Source organism: Neobacillus endophyticus, from assembly GCF_013248975.1.
In the GTDB taxonomy this organism is placed as follows: Bacteria; Bacillota; Bacilli; order Bacillales; family Cytobacillaceae; genus Neobacillus; species Neobacillus endophyticus.
Genome location: NZ_JABRWH010000001.1, coordinates 2,887,926 through 2,906,771 on the forward strand (window position 1 = coordinate 2,887,926; position 18,846 = coordinate 2,906,771).

Genomic DNA, 18,846 nt, shown 5'->3' on the forward strand with positions numbered 1-18,846 from the left:
TGTTTGTGTCTATTTATGGAACCTTTTTTATAAACTAAAAGAGCAAATAGCTAATGAGAGATTTTTAAATTTATTCAGCAATCGGGCGCAAGAATTGAAGAATTTATGGATTGCTGCATTCCATTTTATAATGGTCGTTAATCCGTTAAATGGCAGAATTGTTGAAGAGGATAATTCCAAATGGTTGTCGAATTTAGTCTTATTAAGAATTAAATTTCTAAAGGGGAAAAAGCATGAAAATAGGTCAATTAGAAGTTTTTAATCTACATAAATTAATCCAAGACCAAACTGAATATACAAATTTTATCGTAAGTGAAGTTAATGATCACGCACTTAGAATAGCCGTTATAAATGGGGAATTTCATTGGCATAAGCACGAGGATTGTGATGAATTATTTTATGTATTAGAAGGTGAACTATTTATAGACTTAGAAAACAATGAAACAGTATCATTAAAACCAGGTGAAATGTTTACTGTTCCTGCTAATACAATGCATCGAACTCGTTCAAATGAACGAACAGTTAACTTATGTTTTGAAAAGTCCAGTAATAATATTAACGGATAGCTAACTGCAAATACTACGTATTTATTTCGTTAACGGGTCAAGAGCAAAAAATCAGCTGCCATTTTTTTCGGTGGCTTTTTTATTGAAGTCAATACAGAAGTTATAAAGTGTACTGATGGTGCAAATATTTTAATTCCCTTATTCAACAATCGGGCGCTATTGTTTAACAATAAGTAAAAGGATGATACATATTCATTGTCTAATATGTATCATCCTCTATTTTTTATGACTTTTTACGATTTAGGTCTTGATAAATTTCAAATCTACACCCTTACAAGATTAAATTTAGCGAGAACTTCGATTTAGTAATCGTATGGAGTCTTCTATTGCAAATGTCGTAGTTTATCGGGATTAGCAACGAAGTATATCGTCTGAATTTGATTGCCACTAAAATTAAAGGAGTACACATATTGTAAGTGATCATCGCTTGTTAAAATCAGTCCTGGTAGACCGTTGACAGATGTATATTTGATGGTAAACTTGCCTGCATACATTTTCATTAGGTTTTGGAGCAATTGAACCACTCTGGCAGCACCAAAAATAGGAATTTGTGCGGCTTTTACTTTGCCGCCGCCATCCGAGTACACTGCGACATCTTCGCTGACAAGGTGCAATAATTGATTTACGTTTCCATTTAAGATGGACTGTACAAACTCTTTTACTATAGTTTCCGCTATTGAAATCGAAGGCTGTTTCTTAGGGTCATATTTCATGCCTTTTTTCGCACGGTGGAAAATTTGCCGGCAGTTAGCATTGCTTTTTCCAAGAATTTCAGCTATATCATCATAAGGGTATTGGAAGACTTCACGAAGCAAAAAGACGGCTCGTTCTATCGCATTTAGTTGTTGTAATAACAATAAATATGCGGTGGAGATGGATTCTTGTTGAAAAAAGGCTTTTGAAGGATCGTTAGGTGAATTTTCTATTTCAAGCAATGGTTCAGGAAGCCAGGGTCCGATATATACCTCACGTTTTTTTGCGGATGAACGTATCAAATCCAGACAGCGATTGGTGACTATTTTACATAGATACGCTTTTTTGTTTTCAATATGTTCGTAGTTGGGAAGCTGATTAAAGGTTATAAACGCTTCTTGGACAATATCCTCTGAATCCATCACGCTGCCTAACATACGGTAGGATAAGGAAAAAAGCAGAGGTTGATAGGTTTGATAAAGTTCCTCCATACTCATAATTTGATTTCCTCTCTAGTATTTAGTAATTGTGAAACGGCTCGTTTAGCGCTGGCTACGGATGCATCAACGAGCAGCTCCCCATGTGAGGCCCAGTCACCAGCAACATATAGCCCCTCAATTTCAGGAACAGCAGGGCCCGGATCCTCCATTCTTTTCATATGAGGAAAATCGTGGACAACCGTCATTTTCGGCAGGAACTGTCTTATAACTAGTTCATTCCGCCAGCCGGGTTGAACCATATCTAACACTTGCTCCAACTCACCCTCATCCTTCGCTGCATCTGTTTGTGGACCCTGATATTTAAAAAGCGATATCACTTGTGTCCCATCATCACTCAAGATAGCTGGCCTTGGTTTTCCCTCCCGTGATTGGTTCGTAAAGAAAATTGGTTGATCCAATCCATAGATAAATTGGTGCTTTGGCTTAGGCAGCTGGCGCAATCCAACATCTAGACAGGCAACCGTAACAGGAATAGCTTGCTTATTCCACGTGTCGAGTGCTGTTTGATCCGCATGGGGAACCAGTTTGTGAGAAATAGAAGGTGGTGTAGTTAGTATAACATTCGATACTTCTGTTCTAGTGCCACCCTCACATAAAATCGAGTGTACTTTTTGATCTTGATGTTCGACTGCAACCACTTTACAGCCGGTGACCAGCTCCACTCCTTGTTGGACAGCAAGTTCACGCAGTTCTTCTACAAGTGTCCCCCAGCCTTTATCGAGATATAAGACTCCTTTTAGTGAACGCTGCAGCTGCTTTAAGGCAGGACCAGCAGCGTGTAATTCAGGTGCAAGTACATAAGTGGATGTTCGGAGCAGTGCATAGAACACGTTGCGCAACATCGGATCATGCAATTGAGTTTCAATCCAATTGCGGATACTGATCTGGTTCCAAACGCTTGTGTCCATTTTTCCTAATCTAATGAACCATTTTGCCAAATCGAGCTTTCCTCTCCAACTTAGGACGGGAGTTTGAAAGAAAGAGGATATGTTCGTTGGTATTGGCAATATTTGTTCTTTCCATATCCCGTAAGCATCAATAGACGGTGTGCTTCCCTCAAGTTGTAATCCGAGTTCGCGAAATGCATCATACGCCTCCCCTTTATACAGTGCATGCCCGCCCAAATTAAAATATACACCCTGCTTTTTGTTAGTGATGGCTCTGCCTCCCAATTGCTTTTGCTGTTCCAATACAATGGTTCGTTTCCCTGCTTTTGATGCATAGATCGCAGCCGTTAAACCCGCAATACCCCCACCTACAATTGCCACTTCATATTTTGTCATAGTCATCATCCTTTTCGATTATTTCTAATATAACGGATGAGTGAATGATTCTGTGACAAAATAGAGGAGAAAGTTTTTTGATGGAGTGGATTGTTAGGAAATACGAACTGATTCAAGAAGCTTATTTACGCGCCGAACCAAAGCGTTTGATAAAAGAATGGATTGAGATGCATAAGAAGTGAGTTTTAGTAGCTACGAGGAAAAAAGCCCCTGATTGGTTAACTAGTATTCCTCCATAATTAAAGTTATTCCATTATAGGGCGCAATTCAGGAGTAATGATAAAAGTCCAATTTCTTAATTTTAATGAGAAATTGGACTTTTTTATATTTATTTATAGTGCAAAATAGCGCTTAAAATTGGTGTGAAATAACTCCTAAAGCGACAAAACAGTTATACCCATAAATGGTATTAAATGATAATATTGTTAAATAGAGAAAATAGGGAGAGGTTTATTTTGAAAAACAAATATTTACCTTTAGTTATGTTAACCTTCATATTAATGGCAGGGTGTACCAAAGAAAATAAAGTAACGGTTTCACCGAATGATGTACAGAAAATTAAGTTTGAATTAGTTTAAAAACGAACATTGGAAGGAGCTATTGTATATTACATAAAATTGACAAATGACAGTGACTTTGTTATTAAGCAAAATAACGTTTTCATTTCCTTCCCTATAAAGGTTGGTCAAGGTGGTTACAAAGGCAATGCATACAAAGTTGAAGCTAAAGGAAATAAATTAGATATTCAACCAGGAGAAGAGATTACGTTAAATGCATTTATGCCGTTTGAGGGACTGGGAGATAAATCGTTGCTCCGAATAGATAATCCGAGTATTCAAATAAATGGTTACTTAGACAAACTTGATAATGAACATAAATTCATTAGTGGAGAAGACTTAATCAAAAACTGAAAGCTAAGTCTTATACGTGTTTTTAGATTCATTATCTAATATTTTATCAGAGGTTGTTATTTAACAAGTGCTTGAGTTAAGGATCAGCTGCCCATTCTCCGTGGCTTTTCTTATTCAAGTAACGGGTGCTTTTCTTCAATAACGATCTTCAACAATCGGGCGCAATTCTGTAGTAAGAAAATTAAAGGAATAACAAAAATAGGATGGTAAGAGATGTGGTTATTGATTTCAATTATTGGAATTTTTGTAGCAATTTTTCGTTCAATATCTTCAATGATAAAAAAAGATAAAAAGAAATTCTGTAATTCGTTACTGATGATATTACTATTTGGAATTTCAATACTGCTATATTATTTTCACGTATTTTAATGGAATTAAACTGATAGTGTTCTAGAACTAACAAGTAGCTTGAGTTAAACACCAGATTGATCTGTTTAGGCAGTCCTTTTTTATTGTCGTTATTATTTAACACCTTGCAATTAAAATTTAGTAAAAATATTTTTTATAAAACAGGTTAGTACTTATTCAACAATAGGGCGCATTACTTGTACAACCGGTCTGTCTAGCCGGATGTTTGTTTTTTCAGCAATATGACAGGTTAGAATCTTTGTTAAATGGAGAAAAATAGCGATTTATATATTGGAGGATTTATAATGAAACGTCTTCTTTTAGGTGTATTGGTGGTATGGATTATACTTTTAGGGATGTATGTTTTTCTTACACCACACAGAGCTTAATTTTAATTACCTTTCTTATTCAAGTAACGGAGTGCTTTACATCAATAATGATCTTCAACAATAGGGCGCTATCCAAGAATAAGGATGTATCTTAATTGTTTAAATATTATATATAATAAATGTGGCAGCTTAAGTAAAAATCAAACTTCGGAGGAAATTTTGTGTATTACAAGGAAAATGAATTAATTATTCGACCAATAATCGATAAAGATATACCGAAGTTATGGGAATTAATTTATAAAGAGGAATTTCCTGAATGGAAAAAGTGGGATGCCCCATACTACGAACATAAACAAATAACTTATGAAGAGTTTGTATCCAAAAAAGAAAGTGTTATAAATCAAGAGAATCGGTGGGTTATTGAACTAAATGGAGAGGTCATTGGAACAGTGAGTTATTATTGGGAGCATAAGCCTTCAAATTGGCTCGAAATGGGGATAGCAATTTATAATCCGAACTTTTGGAGTGGGGGTTATGGTACTAAGGTCCTTCGTTTATGGATAAATCATTTGTTTAATACTTTATCATTAGTTCGTGTTGGCTTTACTACTTGGTCAGGGAATGAACGTATGATTAAACTTGGGGAAAAACTAGGAATGAAAATGGAAGCAAGATTGAGAAAATGTCGATATTATAACGGAAAATATTATGATTCTATAAGAATGGGGCTTTTACGGGAAGAATGGGAATTGAATTCGCTCTTCAACAAGCCAGCAAAATAAACTACTAGGTTATTCCATTATAGGGCGCGTTTCTGCAACAAGAAATGTGCTCTTTCTTTATGTTAAGGGCCAGATTGCAGAATAAAACGTTACAAGAAAATTGGTATACTATATAGTTTGTGAAAACTTTCATTTAAACTAATTGGCAGGATACTTTAATATTCAAAACCAACAAAATAAGCATTTTGTTGACTGAATAACAAATGTAAAATACAATACATGTATGATACATAATTTGTACAATACATCATTAAATATAGGTGAGGTGATTAAATTGAATCGAGAAGAAATTTTAGAACTACGTAATACAGTTCAAAAGTTTGTTCGATTATTTGGATTGCTTGAGCAAAATGTAACTCCGTGTGGTTTTAATTTGTCTCCATCTCAAGTATTTGCTTTACAAGAATTAGAGAATAAAACGTTAACCATTGGTGAATTGGCGAATCAATTATTTCTAGAACGAAGTACGGTAAGTCGTTTGGTTGATTCCCTTGTGAAAGGTGGTTTTGTAAATAGACTTTTGAACGAATCAAACCGTCGTGAAGTTTTGGTGTCTTTAACTGAAAAAGGGGAACGTTCGTTGATACAAGTAAGAGAACAGTCAATCCAATACTACGGTTCTATTTTGAATGAAGTTTCAGAAGATAGTCAGCATCAAATATTGAGTGGATTCAAATTATTTAATGATGCTTTATTAAAGAAGAGGAGCGAATAAAATGAATTTTAAAACAAAGCAAGCTACCACTTCAATATTTTCTGTACTCTTTTCCTTTCTTGCCACATCCCATCATTGGATTCATATGGGGATTCTTATGTTATTAGGTGGGAGTACGAATATGATGGCTGCTATGTCAGGGGTCCTTTGGATTCGTCGTTTTATGATTTTAATTACCTTAGCAACCACGCTTCTCTCTATTTATCGCTTGTTTAAACATCACTGTAAAGAAATTTGGATGATTGCTTTAACCGTTATCGCTGGTTTGGTATCGTTATATTTTATTTATTCTACTCTTACAAACTTTGGCTGGTAAGGAGCTAAACATAATGGACTTTCACAAGGATTTATCTAATGTAGGGTGGGAAGAAGTCAAACGAAGACAATTAGAACGAGTTCCATTAGTTTACGAGTGGATGAAGCTTGCGGATATGAAACAAGGGGAATCTGTTCTTGATATTGGAATTGGACCAGGTGTGTTTACTTTGCAATATGCCAATTCTGTTGGAGAAGAAGGTACAATTTATGCATTAGACAAATCGGAAGAAGCTCTTGATTTTTTTCTAAGAGATGTTAAGGAAAAGATGAACAACATTATTCCTATTTGTAGAAATGCTGAAACCTCATTGGACGCTGTAGGAAATGTTGATATTGTTATGATTACTGATGTTCTTCATCACGCAGATTCTCCCATTGATTTATTAAGAAACGTCTATAAACATATTAATGTAGATGTACGGGTTTTAATTGCAGAGTTCGACAAGGATTCTAAAGGTCAAATAGGTCCACCGTTACAGAACAGAATTTCAAAAGAAGAGGTTAAAAAGTTTGCAAAGTCCGTTGGTTTTCAGGAGGTTAAGGATGGAAACCAAGATTATGAACATTACTATATGCTTTTAAAGAAGTAAAATAGAAGACTTCCGTTTCTAACTGGGGGTTCATCAATAACGATCTTCAACAATCGGGCGCGATTCTTCAACAGAGTTGTGCTCTTTCTTTATGTTTAGGGCCAGATTGTGAAACAACACAATTAAGATAAATTTGTATGAGTAATGATTTTGTGAAGTTTTTCACCTAAACTAACAGACAGTTAAGTGGAATAAGAATGATATAATAAAAACAGAAAAAATGAACATTTGGAGGGGAGAATTAAGCTTGGACAAAACTCAAGTAATGGTTTACTTCAGTCTATACGGAGATGAGTTTCCAATAGACGACGTAACGGAAAAGTTAGAAGTAATACCTTCCGAAACTTATAAAAAAGGTGATTTAATTCCAAAACGTTTAACTGCTTGTTATAGAAAAGAAACAAGTTGGGATATAGGAACAGGCTACCAGTTTTCTCTTGATGTGAATAATCAACTCCAACAAATTATTAATAAACTACAAAATAAGTCATCAATCATTAACGAAATAAAAGAGGCTTACTCCTTGGAGTGTAAATTCTTTATCGTCATTAAAATAGAGGGTGGTAATACCCCTGCTTTATATCTTGGTAAAAACATCATAAAGTTTGCAGCAAGAATTGAAGCTGAATTTGATGTGGATTTGTACGCTAATCCTTATGATGATTTCGACGAATAAAAAAGAAAACTTTGTTCCACTATCTGGTGTTTTACTTTAATAACGATCTTCAACAATCGGGCACAATTCTTTAACAGAATGGTGCTCTTTCTTTATGTTTAGGGTCAGATTGTTAAACAAGAAACCATATAAATAAAGGGGTTTTGAGTATAATTTTTTATATTGGTAAAATAGAAGCGTTGTCAATTATACATACCAAGAGAGGGGTGCTTTGTATGGATACTCAAGTATCAACGAAAATGAAAATACTAAAGCCAGCTAATGAAGTTTTTGAAGCTATAGTGGATCCTGAAAAAATCGGGAATTTTTGGTTCTCGAGAAGCTCTGAAAGATGGGAACAGGGCAAGACGGTTACACTGAGATACAACGAATACAATGCTCAAGGGGACATAAAAGTAATGGAAGTAGAAGAAAATTGGAAAATCGTTTTCTCGTGGGGGGGATATGGTCAAGAAACTGTTGTTAAAATTACGCTTAAAGAGTTGAATAGGTCAACTACAATTATTGAAGTTACTGAATCAGGTTTGAAAGAAGATGACCCCGAAATTGTAAACAAAATGATGGGACAAAAAGAAGGTTGGGTATATACATTAACTTGTTTAAAGGGTTACCTAGAAAATGGGGTGAATACTTTAAGAGCATCATTAATTCATTAGTTAAGCGATACTTCACCGACTAAAAGATAAATAAATCAACTATATAGAGGCTTTGTGGTCGCTTTATGATTTTTCATCCCTCTTCCTTGAATAACTTCCAGCCAATTGATAAAAATATAGTTATGCCAAGTTCTGCTATGCTTGGTGGGTTCCTATCTTTTCCATCCCTGTCTCTCTAAAGGGATGGGTTTATTTTTTCAACTACGATCAGGATGAATAAAATGCTCAATTGGATATATGATCACCTTATAAATACTGTTTACTTTATATTTATTGGCCCTTTGTTACCCCTTGGGATCATAATTTGGATCTTCGTTTCAAACCTAAAAGATCGAAAAAACAATACTTCTTAACTAATATTTTTCAAGGTCGTTGACCATGTTAATGGGTGCTTTTAGTGAAAGAAGAAGTAGTATGATTCTTTAATATTAAGATATTCAGCAATCGGGCGCATTTCTAGAATAAGAAATACGCTCTTCTTAATGAATTGGGCACGATACTAGAATATTCGCATCACGAAGTAAAAGTTACTTTTCAGCATGCTGAAGGGTGGCTTTTTTTCTGTATTATGAATCTAAAAACGCTCGTTACATTACCAGGTTATGCAGCCCATAAAAGCAATTAAAAAATCATATTGTTAGTTGATTACCGTACATATTGACAAAGCAATCTTTACAAATATATGGTTGACAACTAAATATTACAATTGTAATATTTAGTTGTGGATTACAAATGTAATATCGAGGTGGAATTTAGTATGCAGAATAAATTACCGAAAATTAGTGAAGCAGAACTTGAAATTATGAAAGTTCTTTGGGGAAAATCCCCACAAACAGCAAATGAAATTATTGATAAGCTGGAGTTAGCAATGAATTGGAAACCGAAAACAATTCGAACACTCATTAACAGATTAGTTCAAAAGGAAGCTATTTCTTATCATCAAGAAAAAGGACAATTGTATGCATATTATCCTTTGATATCGCAAGATAGGTATCTACAAGTGGAAACAAAATCTTTCCTGAACCGTTTTTATGGTGCTGCATTTAAGCCATTACTTGTGAATTTTCTAAAAGAAGAAAAATTATCTTTAGATGACATTAGCGAACTCAAACGCATATTAGATGAAAAGACTGAAGAAAATCAGAGGAAAGGTAAGTAAAATGATAGATATTATCATAAACATCTATCTACCCCTTTTTTTTGACTGGTTGTTAGAAACGTCCTTTATGGCAAGTATTTTAGTGGGACTTATCCTTTGTTTTAAAGTTTTTCTGAGAAACAAACTCACTCCAAGGTGGCACTATATACTCTGGATGATTTTGATTGTGAGGTTGCTACTTCCGTGGTCTCCTGAAAGCCGGTATAGTATTTACTCATTTCTTTCCTTTGGACTAAAAATGACTCATTCTGTTGAAACACAAACTCCTACTTCGTTAGAAAAAGAAAGCCTTCATGAAATCAAAGGCATACCTATTCAGAAGGTGCTAAGGGAAGAGGAACATTATGCTAAAAATACACTCCCAATATCCAATGGAAATAACAAAGTAACAACGAGTTTGGCAAAGCAAAATGACAAACCGATTTCCTTATATACTATGGCATTATACGTATGGTTAACTGGGGTTATTGTATTAAGTTTTACGACGTTTCTTGTCAACAGACGACTAAACACCTACATAAAAACACAACCGGTTATTACGGATCGAAGGATTTTAGATATATTTAACCGTTGCAAAAAATCTATGTCTGTTCAAAAGAGAATTCCACTGCAATTTGCAGGGGAAATATCAAATCCTACAGTTCTTGGCTTCTTTCGTCCACGAGTATTACTATCAAGAGACTTAGTCAATCGGCTTACTGACGAACAACTTCGTCACATATTTTATCACGAATTAGCCCATGTAAAACGAAGAGATGTTGGCGTAAATTGGATAATGCATAGTTTATTAATCTTAAATTGGTTTAATCCGATTCTTTGGTTTGCCTACGTTCGCATGAGAGAGGACCAGGAACTTGCATGCGATGCCTTCGCCCTTACATTTATGGAGGAAGAGGAAAAAATCTCGTATGGGCATACCCTTATTAATCTTTTAGAACACTACACAAATTACCAGGTACCTAGTTTGGAAAATTTGAGCAGAAACAAAAGTACCTTGAAAAGGAGAATTTCAATGATAAAGAATTTCAATAAAAAGTCATATCGTTTGTCGGCACTTGGTGTCATTATAGTAATAGCAGTTTCTTCCCTATCCTTACTTAATGTAAAAGCGGATGAGACAAATGACAAACATAGTGTAAAAGCAATCACTGAAAAGGAACCTACAATAGGGGCTAAAATAGGAGAGTCTGAAGCAAAAAAGGAAAATCCTAAGCCCGTTGACAAGAAAACAATTAATCAGAAGGAATGGAAAGACCTATCTTCAATTGGCAATTTACCAAAGCCAGACTTTCCAACAAATGCGAAAGATTGGATCGTGTTTCAAATCAAAGAGTTTTCGAAGAAGTCGGATTCAAAAATGACCCCAATAGGGTATGACAAAGGATACGATTATTATTTGAAATCCAAACTAAGAGGGTTGGGAAGCTATATTCGGGTTGAAGGAGTTGACCTCAAAAAAGATTTCGAAAATTTATTTGAGCTTTCGGGGATTATTGCTCATGAACAATTCGTTCGAACGGCTAGTATCGACCCAAACGGAGATGCAATGGAAAAAACAGAATACGCCAATCAATGGAAACCAACCAGCAAAAGAATGCAGATTTCATTCGAATATATGAAAGAGTTGTTGAACGATATTGACGTTGCAATTAATAAAGATGGCAAAGGGCATACCTTCGGCGTTTCACACCAATTGGGCGGCAACAAGGTGAATGAGATGGAATCATTTATGAGATATTATGACGGCGAATAATTTCGAAGTATCTTTGCTTTTTAAATATAAACCATGACGGTAAGGACTTTTGAATATAAGTCTGATTATTTAGGATAAGGGGGATGGAGTCCAATCTACTGTGAGGTAGAATGGTTCCCTTCTGCTCGACGAGTGGAAGAGTGCAGATTGATCTTTGTTCAACAATCGGGCGCAATTCTGTAAGAATTGCGCTCTTTCCTTATGTTAAGGGCCAGATTGTGAAAGATCAGGTTTAAAGAAAATTGGTATGAATGAAGAGATTGTGAATAAATTTGGGGCAGGTTAGTTGAAAAAGGGTTTGAAATATATATGCTATAATTGGATTAATGTTAATTATTTCCGAAAACTTAAGGGGAACCATATGCTAAATTCACAAGAACTTTTAATGCTTGATATTTCATACTATGAAACCTTTTCTAAACGAATTGATACAAGATGGGGAACGTTATTTTTTAATGAAAATCAACCAAATTATTATGATTCAAATCACGCTCATATTATTGATGGGTGTTTACAGCCACAACCAGTTATAGACGAGGTTATCAGCTTTTACCAGTCTAAACAAATCATACCAAGGTTTTATATCTACAATATAGAGAACCAACAAAATCTCATTATTGAATTAATAAAAAGGAATTTTAGATATGAAGAACTCATTAGCCCTGTTCAATTGTGGAATAACCGGGTGGTGGAAATTCAGAATAATAAGAGAGTTACTATTGAAAAAGTAACAAATGAAAACTATCAGGAAGCTTTAGATATAGAAAGTAGTATTAAAGAGTTTGGAGGAAAGGAAACTATTGAGAAAGTTTATAAAGAACAATTCAATCATTCTTCCTTCACGCATTATCTTCTTCGGTTGGATGGAGTGGCTTGTTCAACTGCTTGTATTTTTGAAGATGGCGAACAAGCTCGAATGGAAAGCGTAGCCACAATTGAAGAATACAGAGGTAAAGGATTAATTGGTGAAGTTATTCAGTTTATACAAAAAGAAGTAATAACTAGAGGAATAAAAAGGCTTTGGGTTTTTCCAATAAATGAATCAATTGAAAAAGTATATCAAAAGTATGGATTTCAAACAGTTAAAAAATTAACAACTGGACACGCATTTTTAAGTGGAAAAAGTATTAGTGAAATTCGTAAATAGGATTTAATATTTATCGTTCTTATAGAACTACTAACGAGTGCTTGAGTTGAACAATGGGGTTGCTGTGTCTTTCTCATTTCTTATTCAACAAACTGGCAGCTTAGTTTAAGAAGGTTTGGCAAAAATATTAATCAGGATGGAAAATTTCGAGGTATTAACTATGTTGAAAAGAATGGATATATTTTGGATTTTTTTAATCAGTTTTGTAATTATGATGGCACTGGATTCACCTATAAATACTTTTTGGTTAACCCTTAAAAACAATAATTGGATTCATAGCAGTGTAAGTACTCTAATTTTAGTTTTGATTACTACGGCTTTTATTTATTTTAGAAAAAGACGGTATAAAACAAAAAAATAATGAAGCAATTCAACGGGTGCGCTAGTGGAAGAACAATCTAGTGATATTAGGATTTAGCCATATCTTAGTTATTGAATTAAAGGGCGCGATTCTTCAACAGAATTGTGCCTTTCTTTATGCATAGGGCCAGATTGTTGAACATCACGTCTAAAGGAAATTGAAATTAATGAAGAGATTGCGAAAAATTTCACTTAATGTAACTGGCAGGTTAGTGCAATAAGAAATTACAATAAAGTTTATTAATTCTTTTTAATTCCTTAAAAATTTATATGCTACAATTAAATTATTACAAGTGAGAGCGGTGTATTTTATGTCTATAATTGTTGTATTTCTGCTTCTATTAGGGTTGCTATACCTTTCCTTTAAAATGTTTAAGAATAGAAAGAATATAATGTATTTTGTATATTTAGTCGTGGCATTCTTTTTCTTTTCAATGAGAGATAAATTAGTGTCGTTTCACAACCCCATCTTACTTGTAGCCTTTGCATTAGTCTGTGGTTTAGGCATTACTTGGATATATGAGAAGGCTATGAAAAAAGGGAAAATATAACCTTCAATAACGATCTTCCACAATCGGGTGCAAGAATTGAACAACGATGGACTGTTTTCAGCAGTCCATTTTTCTTGGTCTTAATCCGTTAAATGGAAGTTTAGTGGAAGAAACGATTATATTATAATGGTGTTACAACTTCAAAGTGGGGGAGAAAAATGAAACATTTTGGTTCTGAATTACGTTTTGGTTTAGTGAAGAATACAAATCAAGATAAATCTTTTATCTATGTAGTAATCCCAGAAGTTATCATAAAATTTTTGATTCAATATCAATCTGAATTAAACATATACACTGATATAATTACACAATTTGAACCAGAAGAAATGCGATACCTTTATACTGAAGAGGTTGAAGAATTGCAGAATATAGCATCTCAGGTATTAGAATCATTAGAAAATATAAATGAAAGTCGAATTTTTCAGGATTATAGGGATAAGTATCATTTATCCGAGATTAATTTCTCTAAAGAAGACGTTAGTGAAGTATTTAATCATCTTATTCATATATGCAATGTGGCCCTTAATGGTCAAAAAATATTATTTGTTTCGTCAAGGTTTGATGATTCAGCAATGATTGAATAGTAACATTCAACGGTGTCTTATTAAGCTAAAAGGGGCGTTAGAACAACAAGATGTATAATAAAAAAATCGAATTTTGCAAGGAGATTCAAGATGAATATCGAGTTTAAACCAATTGATAGAACAAATTATATTGAGTGCATAGACCTTAAATTAAATGAAGAACAAAAAAAATTTGTCGCCCCTAATATTTTTTCTTTAGTACAAGCAGCATATGAACCTAATTTATACCCATTAGGAATTTATAAAGATAATATAATGATTGGTTTTATATTATATGATTATGATAATGAACTTAACGGATGGTCAATGAGCAGATTTATGATTGATTCTAATTATCAAAACCAAGGAATTGGGAAAATATCTATACAGAAATTCATAGAATTTTTTACAAACAAACATGGTCATTTAAAACTCTATACAAGTGCTTCAGTTGATAATCAAGTTGCTATTGATTTATATAAAAAATTTGGTTTTGAAAAAAAAGAAGTGTTTGAGTATGAAGCGGGCGGAAGAAAACATAAAGATATTAGAATGATTGCCCAACTTTAATGTAAAAGATTGTGAAAAAATCTACTTAAACAAATTGGTAGCTTTACTTCAATAACGATATTCAACAATCGGGCGCGATTCTCCAACAAGAATTGTGCTCTTTCTTTATGTTTAGGGCGCATTTCTAGAATAAGAAATGCGCTCTTCTTAATGAATTGAGCCAAATTCTTGAATTAGAGAAGGAATTGTAAGAGAGAAATCGAAGCTTTTATAAAGCATTTTTTGACCAAATAAGAAATCTTGTGACATATCAATCACACAAATCTGATTCAAGAACTATTTGACAGCTATTTCCACATCTGTTACAATAAATTCCAATAAAAGCACACAAATTCGTTGATGAGAAAAAGTAGCGTTTTGTCTTGATCTACAGAGAGCTGACATTTTGGTGCAAGTCAGTGTTCGAGTGTTACGTGAAAATCCCCTCTGAGAAGTTAGGCCGAATCTTTTAGTAAGTCTAACCGGGCTTCTACCGTTAAAAGGAACACGTATGTTTGTACGTTGCTAAGTGCTATTGATCGGATCAATAGAATTAGGGTGGTATCGCGATTAACCTCGTCCCTTTCTTGGGACGGGGTTTTTGTGTGCTTTTAAAAAAATTTATAGGAGCGATATCTATGAACTCTAATGAAAGTAAAGAAACAGTTACACAGCGTGAGGAACAAATACGTAATTATTAGGATAATGAAAATACTTTTAGGCGATCTGTTCAATCAAGGGAACGTAAGACATCTTTTGTATTTTACGAAGGTCCACCTACTGCAAATGGTCTTCCTCAAGTAGGACATGCCTTTGGCATAGAAAATTCGAAATAAGGCAGGTGCGAAACAATGGGAAATGTAAAGGAAACCATCAAGATCGAGAATATCCTCGTCGCTCACAGCACGTTAAAGGATGTTGTGAATAATACGCAGTTGCAGCGAGATCCGATTTTATCTGAACGATATGACTGTAACGTGTATTTAAAAAGGGAGGATCAGCAGGTAATACGATCCTTCAAAATACGTGGAGCGTATAATTGTATTAACAATTTGCAGCCCGATCAGCTTGAAAATGGTGTAGTGTGTGCTAGCGCAGGTAACCATTCGCAGGGTGTGGCTTATACATGCCGAAAATTAAACATCCCTGCTAGAATCTTCATGCCAAGTACGACACCAAATCAAAAGGTATCACAAGCGCGATTTTTTGGTGGAAAGAATGTGGAAATTATTTTAACTGGTGATACATTTGATAGTGCCTATGCTGAAGCTATTCAGTATGCAAAAGCGCACGGTATGGCATTTATCCATCCGTTTGACAATCCAGATGTAATTGCAGGGCAAGGAACAGTTGGTGTAGAAATTTTACACGATATTGATCGGCCAATTGATTATATGTTTATGTCAATTGGTGGAGGTAGTTTAATTTCAGGAGTTGGAACATATGTGAAGTGCGTTTCTCCATCTACTAAGATTATCGGAGTAGAACCAGCAGGAGCTGCTTCGATGAATGCATCCATAAAAGAAGAAAAAGTCGTCACGCTTCCACAAATCGATACGTTTGTTGATGGAGCAGCTGTGAAGCAGGTAGGACATTTGACATTTGATATCTGTAAAGAATTTCTTGATGACATTGTGACTGTACCTGAAGGTAAAATATGCACAACGCTTTTGGAGTTGTACAGCAAAAATGCCATTGTTGTAGAGCCGGCTGGTGCATTGTCAATTGCTGCATTAGACTTTTACCAAGATGAAATTCGAGGCAAAACAATTGTATGTATTGTGAGTGGGGGAAATAACGATATCAGCCGTATGCAGGAAATTACAGAACGGTCACTTATCTATGAAGGATTAAAGTATTACTTTATCATTAATTTCCCACAACGTCCGCGTGCTTTACGTGAATTTCTTGATAAAGTACTTGGACCAAATGATGATATTACTCGCTTTGAATACACGAAAAAGAACAGTAAGGATAATGGACCAGCTCTTGTTGGGATTGAATTATCGTGTAAAGAGGATTACGAACCGTTGGTTCAGCGTATGAATGCAAATGGTATTCAGTATATGGAGATTAATCACGATCCAACGTTGTTTAATTTGCTCATATAAAATATGAGAGCGAGGTTATACTCAGTTTTGGTAAAAAGGAGTTTTTGAATTACTTGATCGAAGGGTAAAATCCTAACTTTCTATATCGAATGTTATGGTAACAGACAGCCTCAAAAAGGCTGTTTTTTGTTCAATGGATATTCGCATTGAGTGTTGAATTGGCCAGCATTCTTCTTTTCATTCTTGAACAGAATTGTGCTCTTTCTTTATGTATAGGGCCAGATTGTTGCATAATAGTTGTAAAGAAAATTACGAATTACAAAATCCTTCAATTAACGATAGACTGCCAAGAAGAACGGCAGTCTTTTTCTTATTGGGCTAAAGACCATTTATTTTCAGGTAAATTAGACAGTATATTGACTAAAGTGAAAAATATGATATTGTTAAATTAGACAGTATGATGTCTAAAGTGGAGGCGTTAATATGGATATTTACAGAGAACTATTTTTAATGCAGCAAAATTTCGCTACTTTATTTTCTCTTGCAAATAAAATTCAGGTTAAGGGTGATAAATCCCTTGAGATTTTAACATCAAGACAGTATATGGCAATGTTGGCAATTGGCCACTTACCTGAAAGTGAAACGACCTTGAATAATATTGCTAGAAAATTAGGAACCACAAAACAGAGCGTGAAACAGTTAATTACAATCATGGAAAATAAGGGATATGTTATTGTGGCTCCCAGTAAGAAAGATAAACGTGCGGTAAATATAAAAATCACTAAATCTGGAAAAACGGCATTGCTTGTTGTTGCAGAAAAAGGAATCTTCTTTTTGGAAGAACTTTTTAAAAAGTTTTCAACTGAAGAATTGGAAACAATGTGGGGCCTTTTAAAGAAACTTTATAGTTTTGACGGTGAAGAACAAGACGGTTTTGAAGAGGAGGGGAACTTGAAAATAGATGAAGATACCAATGAATTACAATTGAAAATAATGAAGGAGTTTGAAAGACGAAGAATTCAAGCAATTAACGTGGAAATAAAATCTGAAAAATAAATCAGATAGGCAAATTTATCTTGAAGAATTTAAATCAATCTTCTTAAATACTTTTACAATGAAGAATAAGGGAGAGCAAACCTAATGTTTGAAATCAGTGATGAAACATTACGATTTATTAATAAGACCTGCAGAGGAAAAAAACATATAAAATTAACAGTTGGCTATTTAACAGACAATAATTCTGTCATAAAAATTTATAATGAAAACGGTGAACTTGATTCATCAAAAAAGTATCATTATGAAATTGGGTCTATTACAAAGACTTTTACTGCTTCGTTGTTATCAAAATATGTATTTGAAAAAAAGCTGTCAATAAACGATACCATACAAAAATATATAGAAGACCTTAAAGAACACGAGTACTATCCGACATTGGTTCGTCTTGCTACTCACACTTCCGGATATTCAACAACACTGCCATTAAATAACCGAGAATATTTTAACCTAATGTTAGGTTTGATTATTGGCAGTAGTGATATGTATATGAATAATCCATTAAATATGGATTTTAACAAAATGAAAATGCTAATTGAAAAAAATAAACTACAAGAAGTAGATTACTCATGGAAATATTCAAATTTCGGCACGTCATTAATTGGGTATGTATTGGGGGCTGTATCAGGCAGGGGATATTGGGACGATATGAATGACTTTATTCATAATGTACTTGGACTAAGCGATACATATTTAGGAACATCAAACAATAATTTACGTGGTTATGACAGAAAAAATAACGATTGTGGTAATTGGAAATGGACTAAAGAAAATCTTATCTCACCTGCGGGTGCAATAAGTTCAACTGCTGCTGATTTAATTGAATATGCAAAAATGAATATTTACGAAAATAAACCGTATTTCTCTCTTTGTCATAAAAAACATGGAAATGGAAAAAAGAAGTATGATATGGGTCTTGGATGGTGGCTTTTAAAGAAAAACAATAATGTTATTTTGCATGGCGGTGGAACAGGATGCTTTAGTTCATTTTTAGGAATTGACAAAGAAAAGAAAGTTGCTTCCGTAGTTTTGGCCAATTATAGATTAGGAAGAAATGATGATGAAAAAATAGGAATTACCTTATTAGAAAGTCTACAGAAATCAAAAGATATATAAAAATTGCTAATAAAAAATTGGTAAGATTTAAGTTATTCCACAATAAGGTGTGTGTAGAATTAGTCTATTTTAAGGCTAAGGCCATAGCATAGTTATTCCATAATCGGGCGCAAGAATTGAGCAAAGATGGGCTGTATCAGCAGTTCATCTTTTGTCGTTAATCAGTTAAATGCCAGG

The 18,846-nt window shown here is 34.2% G+C and carries 19 protein-coding genes, 1 pseudogene and 1 other annotated feature; of the genes and pseudogenes, 18 read left to right on the forward strand and 2 right to left on the reverse strand.

Annotated elements, in window-relative coordinates:
• The first annotated feature begins 94 nt into the window (after nt 1-94).
• Both HPT25_RS28355 and HPT25_RS14205 read left to right on the forward strand, forming a co-directional pair.
• On the forward strand, nt 95-262 hold the full coding sequence (locus HPT25_RS28355; protein ID WP_217269712.1) for a hypothetical protein: 168 nt from the start codon (nt 95-97) through the stop codon (nt 260-262).
• Nucleotides 234-566, forward strand: coding sequence for a cupin domain-containing protein (locus HPT25_RS14205; protein WP_173065278.1), 333 nt, complete (start codon nt 234-236; stop codon nt 564-566). The genes HPT25_RS28355 and HPT25_RS14205 overlap by 29 nt, the downstream gene beginning before the upstream one ends.
• Nucleotides 567-889: 323 nt before the next feature.
• Here HPT25_RS14205 and HPT25_RS14210 read toward each other — a convergent pair whose 3' ends face one another.
• Nucleotides 890-1,756 carry an RNA polymerase sigma-70 factor gene (locus tag HPT25_RS14210; RefSeq protein ID WP_173065281.1) on the reverse strand — a complete coding sequence of 289 codons (867 nt, stop codon included), beginning with the start codon at nt 1,754-1,756 and terminating at the stop codon, nt 890-892.
• The gene (locus tag HPT25_RS14215; protein WP_173065284.1) at nt 1,753-3,042 is read right to left on the reverse strand and encodes a protoporphyrinogen/coproporphyrinogen oxidase; all 1,290 of its coding nucleotides are present in this window, start codon (nt 3,040-3,042) and stop codon (nt 1,753-1,755) included. Before HPT25_RS14215 ends, HPT25_RS14210 begins: the two co-directional genes overlap by 4 nt.
• 587 nt (nt 3,043-3,629) lie before the next feature.
• Between HPT25_RS14215 and HPT25_RS14220 the strand changes: the two genes are divergently transcribed.
• From HPT25_RS14220 to HPT25_RS14295, 16 genes and pseudogenes are all read left to right on the forward strand, one after another.
• Nucleotides 3,630-3,953 carry a hypothetical protein gene (locus HPT25_RS14220; RefSeq protein WP_173065287.1) on the forward strand — a complete coding sequence of 108 codons (324 nt, stop codon included), beginning with the start codon at nt 3,630-3,632 and terminating at the stop codon, nt 3,951-3,953.
• An 898-nt stretch (nt 3,954-4,851) separates the two neighbouring features.
• Complete coding sequence (locus tag HPT25_RS14225; protein WP_173065290.1) at nt 4,852-5,412, forward strand: GNAT family N-acetyltransferase; 561 nt, start codon at nt 4,852-4,854, stop codon at nt 5,410-5,412.
• Between the two features lie 274 nt (nt 5,413-5,686).
• Nucleotides 5,687-6,127: a MarR family winged helix-turn-helix transcriptional regulator gene (locus HPT25_RS14230; RefSeq protein ID WP_173065292.1), complete on the forward strand. Its 441-nt coding sequence runs from the start codon at nt 5,687-5,689 to the stop codon at nt 6,125-6,127.
• A gap of 1 nt (nt 6,128) precedes the next feature.
• Entirely contained in the window at nt 6,129-6,443 is a 315-nt protein-coding gene (locus tag HPT25_RS14235; protein WP_173065295.1) for a hypothetical protein, read from the forward strand.
• Between the two features lie 13 nt (nt 6,444-6,456).
• Nucleotides 6,457-7,035 (forward strand): class I SAM-dependent methyltransferase, encoded by a 579-nt coding sequence (locus HPT25_RS14240; RefSeq protein WP_173065297.1) that lies wholly within the window; start codon nt 6,457-6,459, stop codon nt 7,033-7,035.
• 247 nt (nt 7,036-7,282) lie between these two features.
• Nucleotides 7,283-7,711, forward strand: coding sequence for a DUF4279 domain-containing protein (locus HPT25_RS14245; protein WP_173065300.1), 429 nt, complete (start codon nt 7,283-7,285; stop codon nt 7,709-7,711).
• Nucleotides 7,712-7,926: 215 nt separating this feature from the next.
• A complete protein-coding gene (locus HPT25_RS14250; RefSeq protein ID WP_173065303.1) occupies nt 7,927-8,367 on the forward strand; it encodes an SRPBCC family protein in 441 nt (146 codons plus the stop codon).
• Nucleotides 8,368-9,124: 757 nt separating this feature from the next.
• Nucleotides 9,125-9,526 carry a BlaI/MecI/CopY family transcriptional regulator gene (locus HPT25_RS14255; protein ID WP_173065306.1) on the forward strand — a complete coding sequence of 134 codons (402 nt, stop codon included), beginning with the start codon at nt 9,125-9,127 and terminating at the stop codon, nt 9,524-9,526.
• A 1-nt stretch (nt 9,527) separates the two neighbouring features.
• Nucleotides 9,528-11,279 carry a M56 family metallopeptidase gene (locus HPT25_RS14260; RefSeq protein WP_173065309.1) on the forward strand — a complete coding sequence of 584 codons (1,752 nt, stop codon included), beginning with the start codon at nt 9,528-9,530 and terminating at the stop codon, nt 11,277-11,279.
• A gap of 361 nt (nt 11,280-11,640) precedes the next feature.
• Nucleotides 11,641-12,426, forward strand: coding sequence for a GNAT family N-acetyltransferase (locus HPT25_RS14265; protein WP_173065312.1), 786 nt, complete (start codon nt 11,641-11,643; stop codon nt 12,424-12,426).
• A gap of 1,069 nt (nt 12,427-13,495) precedes the next feature.
• Nucleotides 13,496-13,921: a hypothetical protein gene (locus HPT25_RS14270; protein ID WP_173065315.1), complete on the forward strand. Its 426-nt coding sequence runs from the start codon at nt 13,496-13,498 to the stop codon at nt 13,919-13,921.
• 90 nt (nt 13,922-14,011) lie between these two features.
• Nucleotides 14,012-14,470: a GNAT family N-acetyltransferase gene (locus tag HPT25_RS14275; protein WP_173065318.1), complete on the forward strand. Its 459-nt coding sequence runs from the start codon at nt 14,012-14,014 to the stop codon at nt 14,468-14,470.
• Between the two features lie 327 nt (nt 14,471-14,797).
• Nucleotides 14,798-15,036, forward strand: a binding site (T-box leader).
• A 129-nt stretch (nt 15,037-15,165) separates the two neighbouring features.
• A pseudogene (locus HPT25_RS28725) lies at nt 15,166-15,285 on the forward strand (class I tRNA ligase family protein); the annotation flags it as partial.
• Nucleotides 15,286-15,300: 15 nt separating this feature from the next.
• Complete coding sequence (ilvA, locus tag HPT25_RS14285) at nt 15,301-16,560, forward strand: threonine ammonia-lyase IlvA (RefSeq protein ID WP_173065321.1); 1,260 nt, start codon at nt 15,301-15,303, stop codon at nt 16,558-16,560.
• Between the two features lie 423 nt (nt 16,561-16,983).
• Entirely contained in the window at nt 16,984-17,556 is a 573-nt protein-coding gene (locus HPT25_RS14290) for a MarR family winged helix-turn-helix transcriptional regulator (RefSeq protein WP_173065324.1), read from the forward strand.
• Nucleotides 17,557-17,640: 84 nt separating this feature from the next.
• On the forward strand, nt 17,641-18,669 hold the full coding sequence (locus tag HPT25_RS14295) for a serine hydrolase domain-containing protein (RefSeq protein WP_173065327.1): 1,029 nt from the start codon (nt 17,641-17,643) through the stop codon (nt 18,667-18,669).
• Nucleotides 18,670-18,846 lie beyond the last annotated feature (177 nt).